18 protein-coding genes and 1 tRNA gene are annotated in these 16,838 nt (G+C 68.9%); 9 read left to right on the top strand and 10 right to left on the bottom strand.

Annotation, left to right across the window (positions count from 1 at the left end; all coding sequences use genetic code 11):
• Nucleotides 1–2: 2 nt before the first annotated feature.
• A complete protein-coding gene (locus tag L2C96_RS22015; RefSeq protein WP_237337554.1) occupies nucleotides 3–761 on the bottom strand; it encodes an ABC transporter permease in 759 nt (252 codons plus the stop codon).
• Nucleotides 758–1,672 (bottom strand): ABC transporter ATP-binding protein, encoded by a 915-nt coding sequence (locus L2C96_RS22020; RefSeq protein WP_237337555.1) that lies wholly within the window; start codon nucleotides 1,670–1,672, stop codon nucleotides 758–760. Before L2C96_RS22020 ends, L2C96_RS22015 begins: the two co-directional genes overlap by 4 nt.
• An 89-nt stretch (nucleotides 1,673–1,761) precedes the next feature.
• Here L2C96_RS22020 and L2C96_RS22025 point away from each other — a divergent pair, with 89 nt between their 5' ends.
• On the top strand, nucleotides 1,762–2,541 hold the full coding sequence (locus L2C96_RS22025; protein WP_027935805.1) for a hypothetical protein: 780 nt from the start codon (nucleotides 1,762–1,764) through the stop codon (nucleotides 2,539–2,541).
• Here L2C96_RS22025 and hrpB read toward each other — a convergent pair.
• Nucleotides 2,529–4,892: an ATP-dependent helicase HrpB gene (gene hrpB / locus L2C96_RS22030; protein WP_237337556.1), complete on the bottom strand. Its 2,364-nt coding sequence runs from the start codon at nucleotides 4,890–4,892 to the stop codon at nucleotides 2,529–2,531. The genes L2C96_RS22025 and hrpB overlap by 13 nt on opposite strands.
• 119 nt (nucleotides 4,893–5,011) lie before the next feature.
• Between hrpB and L2C96_RS22035 the strand changes: the two genes are divergently transcribed.
• From L2C96_RS22035 to L2C96_RS22060, 6 genes are all read left to right on the top strand, one after another.
• A complete protein-coding gene (locus L2C96_RS22035) occupies nucleotides 5,012–5,518 on the top strand; it encodes a MauE/DoxX family redox-associated membrane protein (RefSeq protein WP_020417629.1) in 507 nt (168 codons plus the stop codon).
• 5 nt (nucleotides 5,519–5,523) lie between these two features.
• Nucleotides 5,524–6,303, top strand: a complete 780-nt coding sequence (locus tag L2C96_RS22040) for a DsbA family protein (protein ID WP_020417630.1) — start codon at nucleotides 5,524–5,526, stop codon at nucleotides 6,301–6,303.
• A gap of 104 nt (nucleotides 6,304–6,407) precedes the next feature.
• Nucleotides 6,408–6,480, top strand: a tRNA-Ala gene (locus tag L2C96_RS22045).
• Nucleotides 6,481–6,794: 314 nt separating this feature from the next.
• A complete protein-coding gene (locus L2C96_RS22050; protein ID WP_237337557.1) occupies nucleotides 6,795–7,148 on the top strand; it encodes a hypothetical protein in 354 nt (117 codons plus the stop codon).
• Between the two features lie 222 nt (nucleotides 7,149–7,370).
• A complete protein-coding gene (locus L2C96_RS22055; RefSeq protein ID WP_237337558.1) occupies nucleotides 7,371–7,955 on the top strand; it encodes a hypothetical protein in 585 nt (194 codons plus the stop codon).
• Nucleotides 7,956–7,957: 2 nt separating this feature from the next.
• Nucleotides 7,958–9,010 (top strand): XRE family transcriptional regulator, encoded by a 1,053-nt coding sequence (locus L2C96_RS22060; RefSeq protein WP_237337559.1) that lies wholly within the window; start codon nucleotides 7,958–7,960, stop codon nucleotides 9,008–9,010.
• A 284-nt stretch (nucleotides 9,011–9,294) separates the two neighbouring features.
• Here L2C96_RS22060 and L2C96_RS22065 read toward each other — a convergent pair whose 3' ends face one another.
• The 7 genes from L2C96_RS22065 to L2C96_RS22090 all read right to left on the bottom strand — a co-directional run bounded on the left by L2C96_RS22065 (nucleotide 9,295) and on the right by L2C96_RS22090 (nucleotide 14,184).
• Nucleotides 9,295–9,699, bottom strand: coding sequence for an Imm1 family immunity protein (locus L2C96_RS22065; RefSeq protein ID WP_237337560.1), 405 nt, complete (start codon nucleotides 9,697–9,699; stop codon nucleotides 9,295–9,297).
• A complete protein-coding gene (locus L2C96_RS22070) occupies nucleotides 9,687–10,448 on the bottom strand; it encodes a DddA-like double-stranded DNA deaminase toxin (RefSeq protein ID WP_237337561.1) in 762 nt (253 codons plus the stop codon). The genes L2C96_RS22065 and L2C96_RS22070 overlap by 13 nt, the downstream gene beginning before the upstream one ends.
• Nucleotides 10,449–10,805: 357 nt before the next feature.
• Nucleotides 10,806–11,651: a phosphotransferase family protein gene (locus L2C96_RS22075; RefSeq protein WP_237337562.1), complete on the bottom strand. Its 846-nt coding sequence runs from the start codon at nucleotides 11,649–11,651 to the stop codon at nucleotides 10,806–10,808.
• The gene (locus L2C96_RS22080; RefSeq protein ID WP_237337563.1) at nucleotides 11,648–12,529 is read right to left on the bottom strand and encodes a GNAT family N-acetyltransferase; all 882 of its coding nucleotides are present in this window, start codon (nucleotides 12,527–12,529) and stop codon (nucleotides 11,648–11,650) included. The genes L2C96_RS22075 and L2C96_RS22080 overlap by 4 nt, the downstream gene beginning before the upstream one ends.
• A 67-nt stretch (nucleotides 12,530–12,596) precedes the next feature.
• Entirely contained in the window at nucleotides 12,597–12,728 is a 132-nt protein-coding gene (locus tag L2C96_RS44595; protein WP_272883045.1) for a hypothetical protein, read from the bottom strand.
• Between the two features lie 30 nt (nucleotides 12,729–12,758).
• Nucleotides 12,759–13,862, bottom strand: a complete 1,104-nt coding sequence (locus L2C96_RS22085; RefSeq protein WP_237337564.1) for a radical SAM protein — start codon at nucleotides 13,860–13,862, stop codon at nucleotides 12,759–12,761.
• 88 nt (nucleotides 13,863–13,950) lie between these two features.
• Nucleotides 13,951–14,184 carry a hypothetical protein gene (locus tag L2C96_RS22090; protein ID WP_237337565.1) on the bottom strand — a complete coding sequence of 78 codons (234 nt, stop codon included), beginning with the start codon at nucleotides 14,182–14,184 and terminating at the stop codon, nucleotides 13,951–13,953.
• Between the two features lie 156 nt (nucleotides 14,185–14,340).
• Here L2C96_RS22090 and L2C96_RS22095 point away from each other — a divergent pair, with 156 nt between their 5' ends.
• Complete coding sequence (locus tag L2C96_RS22095) at nucleotides 14,341–15,663, top strand: NsdA family TPR-like regulatory protein (RefSeq protein WP_237337566.1); 1,323 nt, start codon at nucleotides 14,341–14,343, stop codon at nucleotides 15,661–15,663.
• Nucleotides 15,660–16,550 carry a phosphotransferase family protein gene (locus L2C96_RS22100; RefSeq protein ID WP_237337567.1) on the top strand — a complete coding sequence of 297 codons (891 nt, stop codon included), beginning with the start codon at nucleotides 15,660–15,662 and terminating at the stop codon, nucleotides 16,548–16,550. The genes L2C96_RS22095 and L2C96_RS22100 overlap by 4 nt, the downstream gene beginning before the upstream one ends.
• Nucleotides 16,551–16,838: the final 288 nt, after the last annotated feature.

The raw sequence follows: 16,838 nt of genomic DNA on the forward strand, positions 1-16,838 counted from the left end.
GCTCAGGCATCCCGGCGCCGCAGCACCTCGTGCCCCACGACGAGCGCGGCGGTAGCCCACGCGGCGAGGATCAGCAGACCGGCCCACGACGGGTACGGCGGGACCAGCCCGGAGACCGGGTTCGGCTGCCCGGACGGCACGAGCGCCGCAGCGCCCGCGACACCGGGCATGTAGTTCACGACCCCGAGCCCGAGCGAACCGGCCACCATCGCGGTCATCAGCATCACCAGGAACGCCACCGTGACGCTGCCCGCAACGCTGCGCAGCGCTGTCCCGATCCCGAGGCTGAGCAAACCGGTGAGCGCGAAGAAGGCCCCGTTCGCCACGCACGCCTGGATGATCTCGCCGGTCGACGCGGCACGCCCGAAACCGTCCATCAACGGCGTCGCCACCGCGATCGCCACCGCCGCGACCACCACGCCGAGCACGAACAACACCGGAGCCAGCACCGCGCCCTTCGCAGCGAGGAACCGGCTCCGGACCGGCACCCACTGCAATGTCCCTCGGATGCTGCCCGTCGCGTACTCGCCTGCGATGAACAGGCTCGCCAACGCGATCACCGCGAACTCGGCGAGGTAGAAACTCCCGCCCGCCACCAGATCCGGCGCCGACTCCTGCGTGCTGCGGTTGTAGGCCACGGAAGTGGCCGACGGCAGCACGAACACCAGCATCAGCACCACCGCGCCGGCCAGGCCCCAGAAGGTCGAGCGCACGGACCAGAACTTGACCCACTCCGAGCGGATCGCCGCGGTCGTCGTCATCGCACACCAGCCTTCCGCGCGGAGTCCGCGCCGTACTCGACCGCGTCCGCGGTCAGTTCCATGTACGCCTGCTCCAGCGACGCCCGCTCCTCGCTCAACCCGTGCAGCCGGACGCCCAGCTCGAAGGCCAGGTCGCCGATCGACTCCACCGTCACGCCGGTCACGAGCACCGAGTCGCCCTCGACCCGCGCGCCGGGCAGCTGGGCCGCCAGCCGTGCACCGTCGGCCGGTTCCGCACAGCGGACCCGCACCACCGAACCGCCGGCGAGCAGCTCACCCAGCGGCGCGTCGGCCAGCAGGCGTCCCTTGCCGATGACGAGGAGGTGGTCGGCGGTCAGCTGCATCTCGCTCATCAGGTGGCTGGAGACCAGGATCGTCCGGCCCTCCGCGGCGAGCGAGCGCATCAGCTGCCGCACCCAGCGCACCCCGTCCGGGTCGAGACCGTTCACCGGCTCGTCGAACAACAGCACTCCCGGGTCGCCGAGCAGTGCCCCGGCGATGCCGAGCCGCTGCCCCATGCCGAGCGAGAACTGGCCGGCCCGCTTCCCCGCGACGTCCGACAACCCGACGGTGGCCAGCACCTCCTCGACGCGGCGGTCCGGGATGTCGTTGCTGCGGGCCATGGCCAGCAGGTGCTTGGCCGCCGAGCGGCCCGGGTGGAGCGCTTTGGCGTCCAGCAGCGCGCCCACCGTGCGCAGTGGCCACCGCAGGTCCCCGTACCGCTTGCCGTCCACCAGTGCCTCGCCGGAGGTCGGGCGGTCCAGCCCCAGCACCATGCGCATCGTGGTCGACTTGCCTGCGCCGTTCGGGCCGAGGAACCCGGTAACCTTGCCCGGCCGCACCGCGAAGGTGAGCTGGTCGACGGCGGTTTTCCCGCCGAAGCGCTTCGTCAGCGCGCGTACCGTGATCATGGCCTCGACGGTAGGAACCGGACACGCCGGGGCGCATCGGCCGAAGGGCATCCACGCACCTGCACTTTCGGCAGGGCAGAATGCGCCCCATGATTTCCCGGCGCAGGGTGAGCCCGCTCGACGTGGCGATGCTGGCGCTGGCCGTCGTCTCCGTCGGCCTGGTCGTCTACGTCACGTTCTTCCCGCACTCGCCCGAAACGGCGCACCGCATCTTCGTCATCGACACCTCGATCTGCGGGGTGTTCCTGATCGAGTTCCTCTGGCGGTGGTCACGCGCCGGGTGGGACAAGCGCTTTCCGCTGCGCAACTGGTACGAGATCCTCGGCATGATCCCGATCGCGCACCCCGCGCTGCGCAGTTTCCGGCTGCTGCGGATCGTGATCGTGATCGTGCGGCTGGCACGCACGGCCGACCGCGCGTTCGGCGAACTGTTCACACAGCGCCTGGTCGAGCGCATGTCCCGGCCGATCGTGTTGGCCATCAAGAAACCGATCACCATCGCGGTGCTCGACGAGGTCGTCAAGGTCATCGAGACCGGCAACTACCCGGAAAACCTGGCCAGGTCACTGGGCGAGAACCGGGAGACGTTGCGCGCCATCATCACCGAGAAGATCAAGGACGACCCGCAGGCGGGCAGACTGTCCAAGCTCCCGTTCCACGACGAGATCCTCCGGTCCCTTGTGGACACGACGATGCGGGTCATGCTCGAGGTGCTGATCGACCCGCGGACGGAAGCGTTCTTCGCCCACGTCGTGCGGGAGAACCGGGAGCAGATCCGGCAAGCGGTGGTGCTCGGCCTGCACGAGGAGGAGAACGAGGAGCTCGAGCGCGATCTGCCTGCCCGGCCGGAGCGGTTCTACGGCGCCTGAGGGTCCGCAGGCCAGGCGTGTTTGGGGTAGCGCCCGCGCAGCTCCGCCCGCACAGCCGGATACCCGCTCGCCCAGAACGACTCCAGATCGCCGGTGACCGCCGCGGGGCGGCCGGCGGGGGAGAGCAGGTGCAGCACGACCGGCACGCGCCCACCCGCGACCTTCGGGGTTTCCCGCCACCCGAACGCGAGCTGCAGCTTCACCGCGAGCACTGGCCGCCCGGACGCGTAGTCGAGCCGCAACCGCGACCCGGAGGGCACCTCGATCCGGTCCGGCGCCAGTTCGTCCAGCCGGCCGGCCTCCGGCCAGGGCAGCAGACGTCGCAACGCCGAGGCCGTGTCGATCCGCGCGAGGTCGGCGCGACGGCGAGCGCGGGACAGCTCCGGCTCCAGCCATTCGTCCACTCTGGACAACAGTGCGGCGTCGTCCACGGCGGGCCACGGGTCGCCGAGGACGTCGTGCAGGAAGGCGATCCGCGCCCGCAGGCGCTCGGCCTCGGTCGACCACGTCAGGACGTTTCCCTCGCGGAGGCCGGTCAGCAGGGCCTCGCGCACGAGAGCGGGGTCCGGGTCCCGCAGCGGCCGGTCACGCAGGACGATCGCGCCCAGCCGCCGGACCCGCCGCGCCACCACGTCGCCGTTCCAGGACACGTCGTCGTGTTCGGTCACCAGGTTCGGGGCAGCCCGCACCGCGAGCTCTTCGTCCGCACGGGCCGCGAGGCGGATCACCCCGTGCGCGCGGCCGGGGTCACGCGTCGCCTCGGCCACGGCGAGCCATTCCGCGTCGCCGAGGCCGCCGCTCGTGGGCAGTTCCGCGGCGGTGCCACCCGCCATCAGGTAGACCGGCGAATCCGGCCCCCGCCGCCGGGCGAGCCGTTCCGGGTGGGCGAGCGCGACCACCAGCGCCGGGTCGGGCGCTTCCGGGCCGCCGGGCACCAGCCGCTCCAGGCGCCGCACCTCGGCATGCCAGCGTGATCCGCGCTCGTCGCGCAGGCGGCGCAGCTCGGCCTCGACGTCGGTGAGCGTGCCGCCCGCGTCCATCAGCGCCACCACCTCCGCTGCGCAACGGGCGCCGACCTGGGCGGCCCCGTCGAGCAGCGCGCGGGCGAGGCGCGGGTGCAGGCCCAGCTCGGCCATGCGCCGGCCGCGTTCGGTGACCGTGTCGCCGTCCAGCGCGCCGAGCGTGCGGAGCAGGTCCTGGCCGGCGGCGAGCGGGCCGTCCGGTGGCGGATCCCACCAGGACAGGCCCGCGCCGTCGGGTGTCGACCAGCAGGCCAGCTCCAGCGCGAGCCGGGCCAGTTCGGCGGTGCGGATCTCCGGTTCGGGGTAGGCGGGCAGGCTGGCCTGCTCGTGCTGCGGCCAGCAGCGGTACGCCCGGCCGGGCGCCTCCCGCCCGGCCCGGCCCGCCCGCTGCTCGGCCACGGCCGCCGACACCCGGACGGTCGCCAGGCCGGGCAGGCCGCGGCGGTGGTCCACCCGGGGCACCCGGGTCTGCCCGGAGTCGACGACCGCCCGCACACCCGGCACGGTCAGGCTCGACTCGGCCACCGCGGTCGCCAGCACCACGCGGCGGCGGTCGCCGGGGCGCAGCGCCGCGTCCTGCTTGCCGGGCGCGAGCCTGCCGTGCAGGGGCAGCACGTCCACGTCCGGGAGGTCGAGCAACCCGCTGACCCGCGCGATCTCGCCCACGCCGGGCAGGAACGCCAAGACGTCGCCGTCGCCTTCGGCGAGCGCCCTGCGCACCGCCCGGGCGACGCACGCCTCGATCCGTTCGCCGCGGGCGGGTGGGACGTAGGTCGTCTCGACCTGGTAGGTGCGCGCCTGCGCGGTGACCACCGGCGCCCCGCCGAGCAGGTCCGCGAGCCGCCCGGACGCGACGGTGGCCGACGTCGCGAGCAGGCGCAGGTCGTCCCGCAGCCCGGCACGCACGTCCAGCAGGAGGGCGAGCAGCAGGTCGGCGTCCAGGTGCCGCTCGTGGCACTCGTCGAGCAGCACGGTCGCGACGCCGGGCAGTTCCGGGTCGTTCTGCACGCGCCGGACCAGCAGGCCGGAGGTGACCACCTCGACGCGCGTGCGCTTCGACACCTTCCGGTCGCCGCGCACGGAGTAGCCGACGGTCTCGCCCACCGGTTCGCCGAGCAGCGCGGCCATCCGGGCGGCCGCCGCACGCGCGGCGAGGCGGCGCGGCTCGGCCACCACGACGCGGCCGTCCGTCCGGGTCATCAAGTCCAGCGGGACGAGCGTCGTCTTGCCGGTCCCGGGCGGTGCGACCAGCACCGCGGTGCCGTGACCGGACAGGGCGTCGGCGAGTTCGCCGAGGACCGCGCGGACGGGGAGATCGGGCAGGTTCATGGCGTGAGCAACCGTAGACGGTGGGCGGTGGCTGAGTCCCTCGTCACCCGGACGTATGGCATTCGCGTGCTGGCCCCGGAACTCACAGGTTTCTCAGGGCAGGCCGCTAGCCTGGGTCCGTGTTCCGCCCGTCCCCCTCCGTGCTCGACGCCGTCGGCACCCTCGTGCGGCTCGGCCTGGCCGCGGTGTGGCTGGTCTCCGGGATCGCCAAGATCAGCGACTCCGGGCAGACGTACCTGGCCGTCAAGGCCTACGACGTCCTGCCCGACGCGCTGCTGCACCCGGTGGCGACCGCGTTGCCGCTGCTGGAGCTGGCCCTCGGCGTCTTCCTGCTGCTCGGGCTCGCCACGCGCTGGGTGGCCGTCGCTTCGGCCGTGCTGCTGGTGGTGTTCATCGCCGGGGTGGCCCAGTCGTGGGCGCGGGGCCTGACCATCGACTGCGGTTGTTTCGGCGGCGGTGGCGAGGTGGCGGCGGGGCAGACCCGGTACCCCCAGGAAATCGCCCGTGACGTGGGCTTCCTGGTCCTGGCCTGCTGGCTGGTCGTGCGCCCGGCGAGCCGGTTCGCGCTGGACGGCTGGCTTCGCGGCGGCGCGCCGCAGGCCGAGCTGGAAGAAGAGAGGATCTGAAGAACGTGGGTGGAGCGGAACGGTCCGCGCGCAAGCGCCGCCAGCAGCAGTCCGCGGCGGCCAGGGCGGTGACCCAGGCCCGCGGTGGTGGCGGCCCCAGCCGGAAGACGATCGTGTCGGTGGTCGCGGTGGTGGTGCTGGCCGCGGTGGTCATCGGCGGGGTGATCTGGACGAACGCGTCGAAGAACGAGACCGAGGGCACGACCATCACGCCCCAGACGGCGGCGGCCGCGCTGGACACCGCGGACGAGCGCCAGGGCGCCACGGTCGTCTCGGGCAAGGCCGACGCCAAGGTCAAGCTCGACATCTGGGCCGACTTCCTGTGCCCCTACTGCGCGCAGCTCCAGCAGAAGTACGGGACGCAGATCGAGGAGCAGATCCAGGCCGGGAACGTGCAGGTCACGTACCACATGATCCCGCTGCTGAACAACCAGTCGGACCCGGCGGGCTACTCGCTGGACTCGGCGAACGCCTCCCTGTGCGCGGCGGACCAGGGCAAGTTCACGCCCTTCCACGACAGCCTGTTCGCCTCCCAGCCGGAGGAGGGCAAGCGTGGCTACGACAAGGCCCAGCTGATCAAACTGGGGCAGGACCTGGGCATCACCGCGCCCGAGTTCGCGACGTGCGTGAACGGCGGCACCTACGACCAGCAGCTCAACGCTGCGCTGGCCGAGGTCTCGAAGGACCCGAACTTCCAGGGCACCCCCACGGTCCTGCACAACGGCCAGGTCATCAACTGGACGCAGGACGGCTGGCTGACGAACCTGGTCAACCAGGCGGGATGAACCGACGCGGGGGGTCGGTCTCGCACGACCGACCCCCCGCGAAACGGCCATCCCGGTGTCATGTAAAGTAGTCGCAGACGAGATGCGGAGTACAACTTCGCTCCGGGGCTATGGCGCAGCTGGTAGCGCACCACACTGGCAGTGTGGGGGTCAGGGGTTCGAGTCCCCTTAGCTCCACAGTTTTCAAGATCGCCTGACCTGCTTGAACTTGCAGGTCAGGCGATATTTTTTGGTGCACCTAAAATTTGTCCATTATGGATCGCGCTTCAGTTACCGTTCAGTAGGTGGGGCAAAACTGGGGCAGCGCCTGACCCCATTTGAAATGGGGTCGCGAAACCCGGCCCCAGGGTGGTCCTCCATCCGGGTGATCTTCCCGAGTGGATTTGGTGGCGGCCGAGGCGACCCGGTCAGGAGCGGTGGACGACGGCTGGCGACCGTGTAGCCCGTCGCGCATGCTGGAGGGGCCCGCCGGGGACGTGAGGGGGACAAGCATGAGCGCCGGAATCGGGGGCACGCTTCAGGCTAGGTTCAGCGCGGCGATCATGCTGGGCATTGGTGACGACGATGCCGTTGAGTGCGTGGTCGAGCAGGACTTCATGACCGAGCAAAAGGCTCGTCAATGGATCGAGCAGACCCTCCCGGCCACCCGTATGCCGGAGTGGGTCTACCGGCGCCCGCATGGCGCAGCCGGAGGCTTCCTGTTCGCCATCTACCGCGAGGGTTTCCGCGTCCACGATGACGACGGGGCTTCCCATTGGGAGGAATACCCGGACGACGCTCCCGAGCACACTGCGGATCTGGTCGATGGTCTTGTGACTTGGTGGCCAAGGGCTGAGTCCTGGTAAATGGCTGCAGCCCTGCGGTAGGGGGCTTCACGCCGGGAAGAGCGCGGGCCGAACGGGACGAGGCGGTGCGGGCGTGGCACGCCCAGCCCCGAACCAGGTGCCGAGACCTTACAGAGCCGGTAGCCCACGGGTGTCACCTGCGGCGACTCGCCGCCGCGAATAGTTCGCGAATATCTTGACCGACTTTTTTAAGTGTGCGACGATGGGGCCATGCTCCCGGACGTGATCTCGGAGGACGAGGCTCAGGCCCTCCTTGCTCCCCACCTCTCCAAGCTCGCCGAGGTGTGCGCCGCCGGCCTGCCCAGTTGGGAAGCGCTCCCGCCCGAGCAGACGATGAAGCAGAGCAAGTTGAGCCGAGCGACGTGGATCAGTGCTGCGATGGCAGCGAAGGCCCGCGAGTTGTTCGACAGTGAGCCGGGCGTCGATGTGTGTGAGAAGCGGGGGTTCCTGACCCTCACCTTCAGCGGTCGCCTCGTCGTGAGGTTCAAGAAGTTCAGCGGTCGGAATCTTCGCACGTCGGGGATACAGACGCTCCAGCGTCAGGCGTTCGAGTCGCAGCAGTTGAGCCTCGATGGTTTGACCGTGACCACGCTCGTCGCCGGGTACCTGTTGGACAAGCTCGAGCAGGAGTATGCCCGGTTGGCGATCGTGTGCCCGTTCAACGGGGACAACCTGTGGGAGATTAACCTGCAGATCCCGGGTGCGGGCGACGCTACGGTGGTTCCGATCGGTCCGAAGCCGACGCCACTTCCGGCCGTCGTAGTGGAGAGCGCTCACAAGAAGAAGACCAGCGAAGAGCAGGAGTAACGATGAACCCGCGCATGTTGGTCATGGCGCGGGAGTCGCGAGGGATGACCCAGAAGGACCTCGCGCAGGCGGCAGGCGTGCCGCAAGGCACCCTGTCGAAGGCGGAGAACGGCAGCACGGAGCTGTCCGAGGACAAGCTGCAGCGCTTGGCCGACGTTCTTCGCTACCCCCGCCATGTTCTTGAGTGGACGGACCCGGTCTACGGATTCGGCAGCTCGAGCTTCTATCACCGCAAGCAGCAAACCTTGCCACAGACGACCTTGCGGAAGATTCAGGCCAACGTCAACTTTCTCTCGATGCGGCTGCGACGACTCTCCAGCTCCATCGACATCAAGGCACCCTTCTCCGTGCCGTGTTACGACGAGGGCGAATACCCCTCTGCGACCGAAGTGGCGCGATCGATTCGCGCCCGATGGATGTTGCCGATGGGTCCGATCGACAGCGTCATCGCCATGCTGGAGTCCGCGGGCGTTTACGTCGTGCGACGCGACTTGGGATCGCCGAGGATTTCGGCCATCAGCGTGTGGCGTCCAGGCGAGAACCCGATGATGGTGCTCAACGAGGGGATGTCTGCAGACCGCGAGCGTTTCACCATGTGCCATGAACTGGGCCACTGGGTGATGCACTCCGAGCCGCCCCTCGAGGAAGGGCGTGCGGAACGAGAAGCTGACGATTTCGCGGCCGAGCTGCTGATGCCAGCAGCGGAAATCCGGCCGCAACTGCACGGCATTGACTTGGCGAAGGCAGCTGCGCTCAAGCGGTACTGGAAGACCGCGATGTCGGCTCTGATCCGCCGTGCCCGCGACCTTGAAGTGATCACCCCTTCTCGCTACCGGAGCTTGTGCGTGCAGATGTCGCAGCACGGCTTCAGCCGAAACGAGCCGGTCGAGGTCGCCCGCGAGGAACCGACCGTTGTCGACGCTATGGTTCGTATCCATCTTGCAGAGCACGGCTACAGTCGGCGTGAATTGGCCGACGTCGTAGGGCTCCGCAGTGACGAGTTTCTCGGTGAGTTTCCGGGGCCTGCGGTTGGTGGTCTCCGACGAGTTCAGTAATCGGAGTGCGGTTCGTCCGCCTTGGATCGCCGTCGCTGGCCTCGCGGATCCGGGCGTAACCAGCGCCGCGCCACGAGGGGTATCGGAGCCGAGTGCCGGCGGTTTACTGCCGGTGCTCGACCTCACCGACGAGCACGGGGCGCTTCATCAGCCTGACTGAGGCATCACACGACACCGGTGTGTCCGAACGGGCTTGCGTTCCGCTACGGCGGTACGAGACCTCGTTGGGGGTAACCGCGGCTCATGAACATCCCTTGCGGCATCCGACCTGAGAACGAGCGCCGTTACCGTGAAGCTGGTAACCGCCACTCGATCGTTGCTGGCCGCCGGCCCGTGGCCAAGAAGTCATGGGCGGTTCGCCGGATGATCTCGAGCGGCAGCTCCGCGTCGGCGGGGTACTCGGTGTCGTTGTCCTGGTAGTAGTACAGCGGCGGTTCCGGAAGCATCTCAGGGCCGTGCGAGTAATACGCCTGGCCGGATGCGCTGTAGAACGCCACGCCCCGGCCCCGCTCGCTGTCCAGTCCGATTTCGAGCATGCCTCGCCCGGGATCGCCAGCGACGAACAACTGGATGCTGTTCGCGCCTTCCCAGCCGGTGACGGTGTCAAGGACGGCGTCGAGGTCCGCGGGCGTCCGCACTGGGGTTGGGCCTTCGGCTTCGGGGTCGAACCACGCGTCTAGCTCCACCACGGTCGTGCGCCTCCTCGGTATACCTTCACTAGCGGCTGCCCATCGGGCTTGACACCGTGGACCGTGAGGGTCGAGCCCTTGGGCAGCAAGACGGGAACCAGCGTGTCACACCCGGCCGGACCAGTGCACGGGCGATTGTTGATCACCACGGTGGCGTGCCGGATGTGGTTCGCTGCCATGTGCGCCGCCAGCTTCATTTCGACATCCGCTGATCGAGTGACCGGCCGCAGTGGCATGCCAAGATCCTCCAGCCGTCGATCCACGAGCTGTTGGTCAGGGTCCCTGCCGCTGACGATCGGGACGGTCGCGCCGTCCGGGGTCCACCAGCGACCATGGGTCTTCCGCCCCCGCTCGCCCCGTCGAATGGGCGGGGGCAACTCAGCTCGAGCGGCCGCCACCGCGTCGTCTGCTGAGTGATCCTCAGCGGTCGGGGACTCCTTGCTGGCACGATCGTTCGGAGCACTCGGCCCAACCGCAGGCCGAGCTGATGTGGCGCCTAGGATTTCGAGGTAACGCTGCAGCATCGCTTCGACGACGCCCAGGGTGGAGTCGTTGCCGGTCATCTCCTGAGCAGCGTTACCGGCCTCGCTGGGGAGAGTGGCACCTTCACCGGTCGCGCCAGCGAAGGCCTGTCCCCAGTGTTCAGCTGCTTCTCCGGTGAGTCCCGCGGCAGTCCGCAAGGCGCGGCGGGCCATGCCGATGCATGCCAAGGCGCGGTGTAGACGCTCGGCTAACTCGTCGACCGACATGCAGCCCGCCCCCCAACAGTCGTCAGGCTGGCCCGGTGCAAATCCATACTCCCGCAAGCGATGTCCGTGTTTCCCGTCTTGCCAGGCTGCGGTGAGGAAATCGAGTGCGTCCTCGGGTAGCTGGTCCAGATTGGTCCACACCAGTTCGGTTCACTTGTGTGGCTTCCGGATGTGCGGGGTTCCGGTCCAGGAGTGGGCGGTGAAGAATAGGAAGTCGTGGGGATCGGGCATTGGCCTCCTCATCTGGCGGTGGCGAGGGCTCCGGGCTGGGTGGTGCGCGATCCGCTGACGTACTGGGAATGTCCTCGCAGCCGTCCTCGAACGCTTCTTTCACAGGTATTGTTCAACTGGTTTCGGTCAGGAGCGCGCCCGGTACTGTGCCCACGTTGTTGCGGCGTCGCGCATCCGCAGTTTCCAGGGGCGCGGGTCGTTGGCTGCGATCTCGGTCCACAGTGCGGCGTTGACTGCGGTGAAGGTGTCGAGCGCTTGCGGTGTCGCGGTGGTCCAGGTCGGGTTGCTGGCTGCCCAGGTCTCGGCGGTGACTGGGGGGTGTCCTTCGGCGATGAGCCAGAGTGCGGTGCAGGCGGTGTCGATCCAGGGCGCGCCGAGGGTCGGCCAGGTCCAGTCCACGAGGCGTGCCCCGTGCTCGGTGATGATGATGTTGTTCGGGTTGAGGTCGGTGTGCAGAAGATGGTCCCCGGCGAGTAGGGCAGGATCGGATGCGATTTGCTCGGCAGCGTCGGCCCACCGGTCTTCGATCCGGCGGCACCCGGTCGGCGGCGGCGGCAGTTCGGTGAGGTGAGCAAGCAGGGCAGCCACGGCCGGGAGATCGGTCGAGTGGGGCGAGAGGTCGGCTGGACGGCCTTCGAGGTGCTCGAAGCCGAGCACGTGCCACCCGGCGATGTCGATCTCCCACAGCAGGCGTGGTGCGATCGGGTACGCGTGTGGATTGATGAAGGCTTCCCGGCGTTGCGCGGCGGCACGCGCGCTGTGGGTGCCTTTGGCGAAAACCAGGCCCGTGTCGGTGTGCAGCCGCGCCGTGAACGCGGTGTTGAGTCCGGCGCTGATCGTCTCTGCGCGGCGGACTTCGCCGGCCCGTTCCTGCACGGCTGCTCGCACTGCCGTAGGCAACTGCTCCCACTGGAGCCGTGGTGCGGTGGGGTTCATCGCCTGCGCGGTGGACCAGGTGGAGGCGGGGGTCATGCGTGCACGGTGCTCGCATAGCCGAGTGGCCGCAGCCCTTCGGACAGGAACAGTCGATCGGATGCTCCATCGACACGTGTCTGGAGCAGTTGGTAATGGGCGCGGTGGTGCACGCTCCAGCGCTCGACGGCGCGCCACAGAGCTCGCCCGTGACCATGACCCCGCTGCCCAGGTAGGACCCCGAAGTACTGCGGCAGCAGCATTCGCCGGCCGGAGCGGTCGGAGATGATGGTCAGCGGGCCGATCGCGCCGACGACGCGGCCGCCGGCTTGGGTGACGAGGATGGGTCCGTCCTGGTGGCCGGCGTCGCGGCGATTGTGCAGGAATTCGAATCCGTGGTCGGCCATCGCTGCGGCGAAGTCGGCGAAGGTGGCGGCGACGTCGCGGTCGCAGTCGTCCAGTTCGGTCACCGCCGGGTCTGTCGTGGGTTCGGGGGCTGGGTGGTTGAAGTCCTTGACGAGCACCCGGGTCTGGTTTGCGTGGCCGGTGGGGTTGGTGCTGAACCACATCACCCGTCCGTGTGCTGCTGCGTAGGTGGTGCAGCAGCGGCGTGTCGCCGCCCGTAACGCGTCGAGATCAGGGGAGTCGCCGTAGAAGTAGGTCTTCACAGTGCCGCCGCCGCGTCGGGTGACGACTGGGATGATCGTGTGGTCAGGGCGGTGAACGATCTCGTCCATGAGCACCGTGTCGTCCTTGGTGGGGGACCAGCGGCGGTCCTTGTCGAACGGGAGTGCGACGCCGGTTCGGCTGGCGGTCAGCACTTCGGTGAACACGTCGATGAACATCTCCGGGGTGCACAGGTCGGGGTGCGCGGGTCCCAGAACCGGGACGTAGGGCACGGTCAGCACACGACTCAACCAGTCGGCCCGCAATCGCATGCGTTGCAGACTAGGACCGTACGGTGGGGCACCGGCGCGCGGACACGCCGATGCCCCAGTGGGCGGGTCAGTACGGGTTGTCGTCACCTGCGTTGCAGGAGCACTTCGAGGACTCGACCAGCACGTCGAGGTCGTCGACGAACTCCAGCTCGTCGGAGTCCGTACGCGGGGGCTGCAGCTCGAGCAGGACAGCGGTCACGGCGATCACCTCCTTCCGCGGGTTTCGGAGTCAGGATCCGTGTTGGCAGTAGGCCGATAGTGGTGCTTTGGCCTTGCGGTAGAGCTGCACCAGCGGCATACACGTGCCGCAGGAGCCTTGGAGCTGGCAGCCGGTGCAGCCGCCTTGGCGGAGCAGCAGCGCGTCGGCGATCCCGCCGAGCTGGGTCAGGCCCTCGACACCTTCGGTCATGAGCGGGATCTGCGGGTCGCGGCCGACTTTGCAGATGCTGGCCATGCCGTGCGGGTCGACGTGGAAGAAGGTGTGCCCGGCTGAGCAGCCGGTGAAGGGTTTGCGTTTGCGCAGGTACTCCTGCGACTGGGCGGGCAGGGACTCGGCGCCGCCGTAGATGGTCGGCGACATGTTGGAGAACACGTGGTAGGGCAGGTCGAAGCGCTCGGCCAGAGCTTCCATGGCGTCGACTTCGTGGGCGTTGGTGTTGGTGACGATCAGGTTGAGATTCATCGGCAGCCGGGCCTCGTGGGCGGCGGTGAGGCCGCGCAGGAACTTGTCGAACGAGCCGCGGCGGCGGGTCAGCCCGTCGTAGCTCTCGGCCGTGGCGCCATAGACGCTGATCGTCAGCCGGTACGGGCGCATCGTGGTCAGTAGCTCGAGGATCGCGGGGTTGTGCAGCCGGGAGCCGTTGGAGGAGATCGACAGCATCATGCCCTGCTCGAACGCGCACCGGTACACCTCGGGGAACAGCTTGTCGATCAGCGGCTCGCCGCCGGTCAGCTGTAGCCACAGCACGCCGGCGTCGCGCATTATGTGCAGCAGCCGCTCCCGATCCGGCCAGGACAGGCCCTCGAACTTCTTCAGCCCGAGGTAACAGTGCTTGCAGTCGTAGTTGCAGCCCAGGTTCAACTCATACGACGCCCGCCCATACCCGAAGGGGGAGACCGGACGAACCAGCACCGCCTCGCCGACCCGGTGGCCGGTGAGGTCGAGGTCGGGCCAGCGGCGCCGGACGGCGTCGACCAGCCACTGGGGGCATCGGCCCGTGCCGGACTGTTCCAGCTCCCGGTGTCGACGTGGGCCGATCTTGATCCCGCTGGGGCTGCCCGGACGCAGCAGAAGGAAGTCCTCGAGGAACTGGCTGGCGATCAGGTCATGCACGGGAACTCCTCGGAGTGTCGGCGAGAACGGAGTTGGTCGCCCGTGCCCGCGCGCGGGGAGGGTGCACAGTCGCGCGGGCACGGGCAGCTCAAGCGTGAGCCCGGAAGGACGGCCGAGTGCTGGCCTGCTCGATCCGCGTGGCCTCGTCCTCGAGGTAGGTCCCGACGTCGCGGAAGATCCCGGCCATCTCGCGCAACTCATGCGGCGGCAGGTGGCCGTGGGCGTCCTGGAACTCCAGCATCCGGCGCGTCGCGCCGCCCATACCCGCGTTGATGCGCATGAGGTTTCCCAGGACGTCGAACTCTCGCTTGACCTCGCTCACGCATCCAGCATCGCGGCAGCTCAGGTGCCTGTACAGCCCAGATAGCAGGTAGGTCAAGGGGATGTTGAGGGGATGATTGCTGGGACGTTCCCGGCTACCGGGCGGTTACGAACAGTGTCAGACTGAGCACGAACCCGTCGTCCGCCCGGAGCCCTGATGACCATCGAGCCGAACGACCGCCTAAAGCGTGCCCGCGAGCGCGTCGAGTCGCCCAATGCCACAGGTCAACCCCTCAGTCGGCAGGAACTCGCCGAGCTGGTCAACGCCTGGATCCGCACCCACAAGGATCGCCGTGACGACCTGAACGCCAACTACATCGGCAAGCTGGAGACAGGCCGCATCCGCTGGCCGCAGGACCCCATCCGCCGGGAAGCGTTTCGTGCCGTGCTCGGGGCGGCCACGGATGCCGACCTCGGGTTCCAGCGCCCGCGCCGTTCCCGCTCTACCGTGGCCGACGTGGACCGACAGCAGTTTCTTCGCGCAGCAGTAGGCGTGACCGCCGGTGCCGCGATCGCCAGGTCGTCCCTGGCCGATCTCCTGGCTCCCAGCGAGCGAACACCTGTTCCCGCCAGCATCGGCATGGACCACGTCCGTGAGGTCCGGACCGCGGCCTCCGCGTTCGGCTCCTGGGATGCCACGTACGGCGGCGGTGTCGTCCGCGAGGCTGTCACGGCGCAGCTGATTCATTGCGCGGAACTGCTCAATGCCCGCTGCTCACCTGCCGTGCGGCGGGACATGCTGTCGGCGGTCGGCTATCTCGCGCACGTCACCGCGTTCATGGCCTTCGACGCCTACGCCCACGAAGATGCCCGCCGCATGTTCGACTTCGCCCTCTTGTGCGCGGAGAACGCCGGGGACTGGCACTTGCGCGCCAAGGTGCTCTCCTCGATGGCCCGTCAGGCGATCTGGTGCGGGGACGCCGATGGTGGTCTGACCTACACCGAACTGGCCCTCGTGCGAGCGGATCGCCTCACCGCGACCGAGCAGGCGATGCTGCACACCGCCCGCGCCCGTGCCCTGGCCAAACTCGGCCGGGTCGAGGAAACCGCTGCCGCCGTGGGCGTCGCCGACGACGCGTTCAGCCGCAGTCAACCCGACAACGACCCGCCATGGATGGCCTACTACGACGCCGCACAACATGCCGGAGACACCGGACACGCCCTGTGGGACACCGCGATGCACGGCCATTTCAGGAGCGAGGCCCGCCGTCGCCTCGCCGCGGCCGTCGCGGGCCACGACGCGGGACACGCCCGATCACGTGCGATCTCCCAGATCAAGCTGGCATCCCTCGTGATGGTCACGGGTGACCCTGCCGAAGCGGCGGCGCTCGGGACACAGGCACTGGACTGGTCCGGCCCGATCAAATCACGCCGAGCCGCGGACGACCTGCGGGACCTGCGCAAACTGGCGCGTGACCATGATCGGGAGAACGCCGTCGCAGAACTGGCCCACCGAATCGGTGGAGCGGTGGCGCGATGAGCCGCGAGGACACCAGCCGTGCCGTGCTCGGCCAGGCAGCCCATCTGGCCGGGCTTGACGCATCCGGCGCCACCCTCATCCGCCTCGGGGAGAACGACCTGTGGCGGCTTCCGGGCGGCGTGGTCGCCCGCATCGCTCGTGCCGGGCAGGACGCCGCGGCTGCCAAGGAGGTCGCGGTCGCTCATTGGCTGGAGGAGGGCGGCGTAGACGCGGTGCGCGTGATCCGTGACATCGACCAGCCGGTGCACGTCGTCGGACGTCCGGTGACGTTCTGGCACGAGCTGCCACCTCACGAACAAGGAACTGTGGCCGACGTCGCCGCAGCCCTCCGCCAGGTGCACAAGCTGGACCCGCCGGCCGGGTTCACACTGCCGGCACTTGCGCCGTTCGTTCGGCTGGCCGAACGTATCGATAGGGCAACCACGCTCACTGGCACCGATCGGGCATGGCTGGCCGGGCACCTCACCGCCTTGCAGGACCGGTACGCCGGCCTCCCCGCCGGCCTACCTCGCGGCGTCGTGCATGGTGACGCCTGGCGCGGCAACATCGCCCGCACCGCGAACGGCCGGGCGATCCTGCTCGACCTCGAGCGCACGGCGATCGGGCCGCCGGAGTGGGATCTCGTCTCCACGGCTGTGTCCCGCGTCACCACCGGGTGGCTCGCCGAACCAGAGTGGACTGCCTACTGCGGCGCCTACGGCCACGACGTCACCACCTGGCCGGGGTTCGACGTCCTGAGAGACATCCGCGAGTTGCGCATGACGCTCATGGCCTGTCAGCTCGCTGCGGAGAATCCGCGCTACCAGGAGCAGGCCGCGCATCGGCTGGCCTGCATCCGGGGCGAGCGAGGGCCACGGCCATGGGCTGGGTGGGCAGCCGTCCCCTGACACACGTTCGAAGCAGCACGTGCCGGGACCTGCACGTCCCGGCGTGAGCAGCTGGCCGGCCGGAACCGTCTTGGCGGGTACTCCGACGGTGCATTGCCTGCTCGAAATCCGGATCTCGGGGCCGGCTTCAGCCGACGCGGACTCTGGGCCTTCAGTTTGAGCGCGTCCGCCGACCGTGAGTTTGAGGCCTGGCTAAGGTCGAGTCCATGGTTAGAGCGACCAAGGACTAACAGGTCAGCACGTCGTTAAGGGACTGGCGCTGGGTGTGATCGCCGCTCGGATCGAGGG

The sequence above is a fragment of the Amycolatopsis tucumanensis genome, from assembly GCF_021654135.1.
Lineage (GTDB): Bacteria > Actinomycetota > Actinomycetes > Mycobacteriales > Pseudonocardiaceae > Amycolatopsis_E > Amycolatopsis_E tucumanensis.

Coding starts and splice junctions, on each gene's coding strand:
- L2C96_RS22015 (WP_237337554.1), bottom strand. CDS start 761: ATGACGACGACCGCGGCGATCCGCTCGGAGTGGGTCAAGTTCTGGTCC.
- L2C96_RS22020 (WP_237337555.1), bottom strand. CDS start 1,672: ATGATCACGGTACGCGCGCTGACGAAGCGCTTCGGCGGGAAAACCGCC.
- L2C96_RS22025 (WP_027935805.1), top strand. CDS start 1,762: ATGATTTCCCGGCGCAGGGTGAGCCCGCTCGACGTGGCGATGCTGGCG.
- hrpB (WP_237337556.1), bottom strand. CDS start 4,892: ATGAACCTGCCCGATCTCCCCGTCCGCGCGGTCCTCGGCGAACTCGCC.
- L2C96_RS22050 (WP_237337557.1), top strand. CDS start 6,795: ATGAGCGCCGGAATCGGGGGCACGCTTCAGGCTAGGTTCAGCGCGGCG.
- L2C96_RS22060 (WP_237337559.1), top strand. CDS start 7,958: ATGAACCCGCGCATGTTGGTCATGGCGCGGGAGTCGCGAGGGATGACC.
- L2C96_RS22070 (WP_237337561.1), bottom strand. CDS start 10,448: ATGTCGGTCGACGAGTTAGCCGAGCGTCTACACCGCGCCTTGGCATGC.
- L2C96_RS22075 (WP_237337562.1), bottom strand. CDS start 11,651: ATGACCCCCGCCTCCACCTGGTCCACCGCGCAGGCGATGAACCCCACC.
- L2C96_RS22080 (WP_237337563.1), bottom strand. CDS start 12,529: ATGCGATTGCGGGCCGACTGGTTGAGTCGTGTGCTGACCGTGCCCTAC.
- L2C96_RS22095 (WP_237337566.1), top strand. CDS start 14,341: ATGACCATCGAGCCGAACGACCGCCTAAAGCGTGCCCGCGAGCGCGTC.
- L2C96_RS22100 (WP_237337567.1), top strand. CDS start 15,660: ATGAGCCGCGAGGACACCAGCCGTGCCGTGCTCGGCCAGGCAGCCCAT.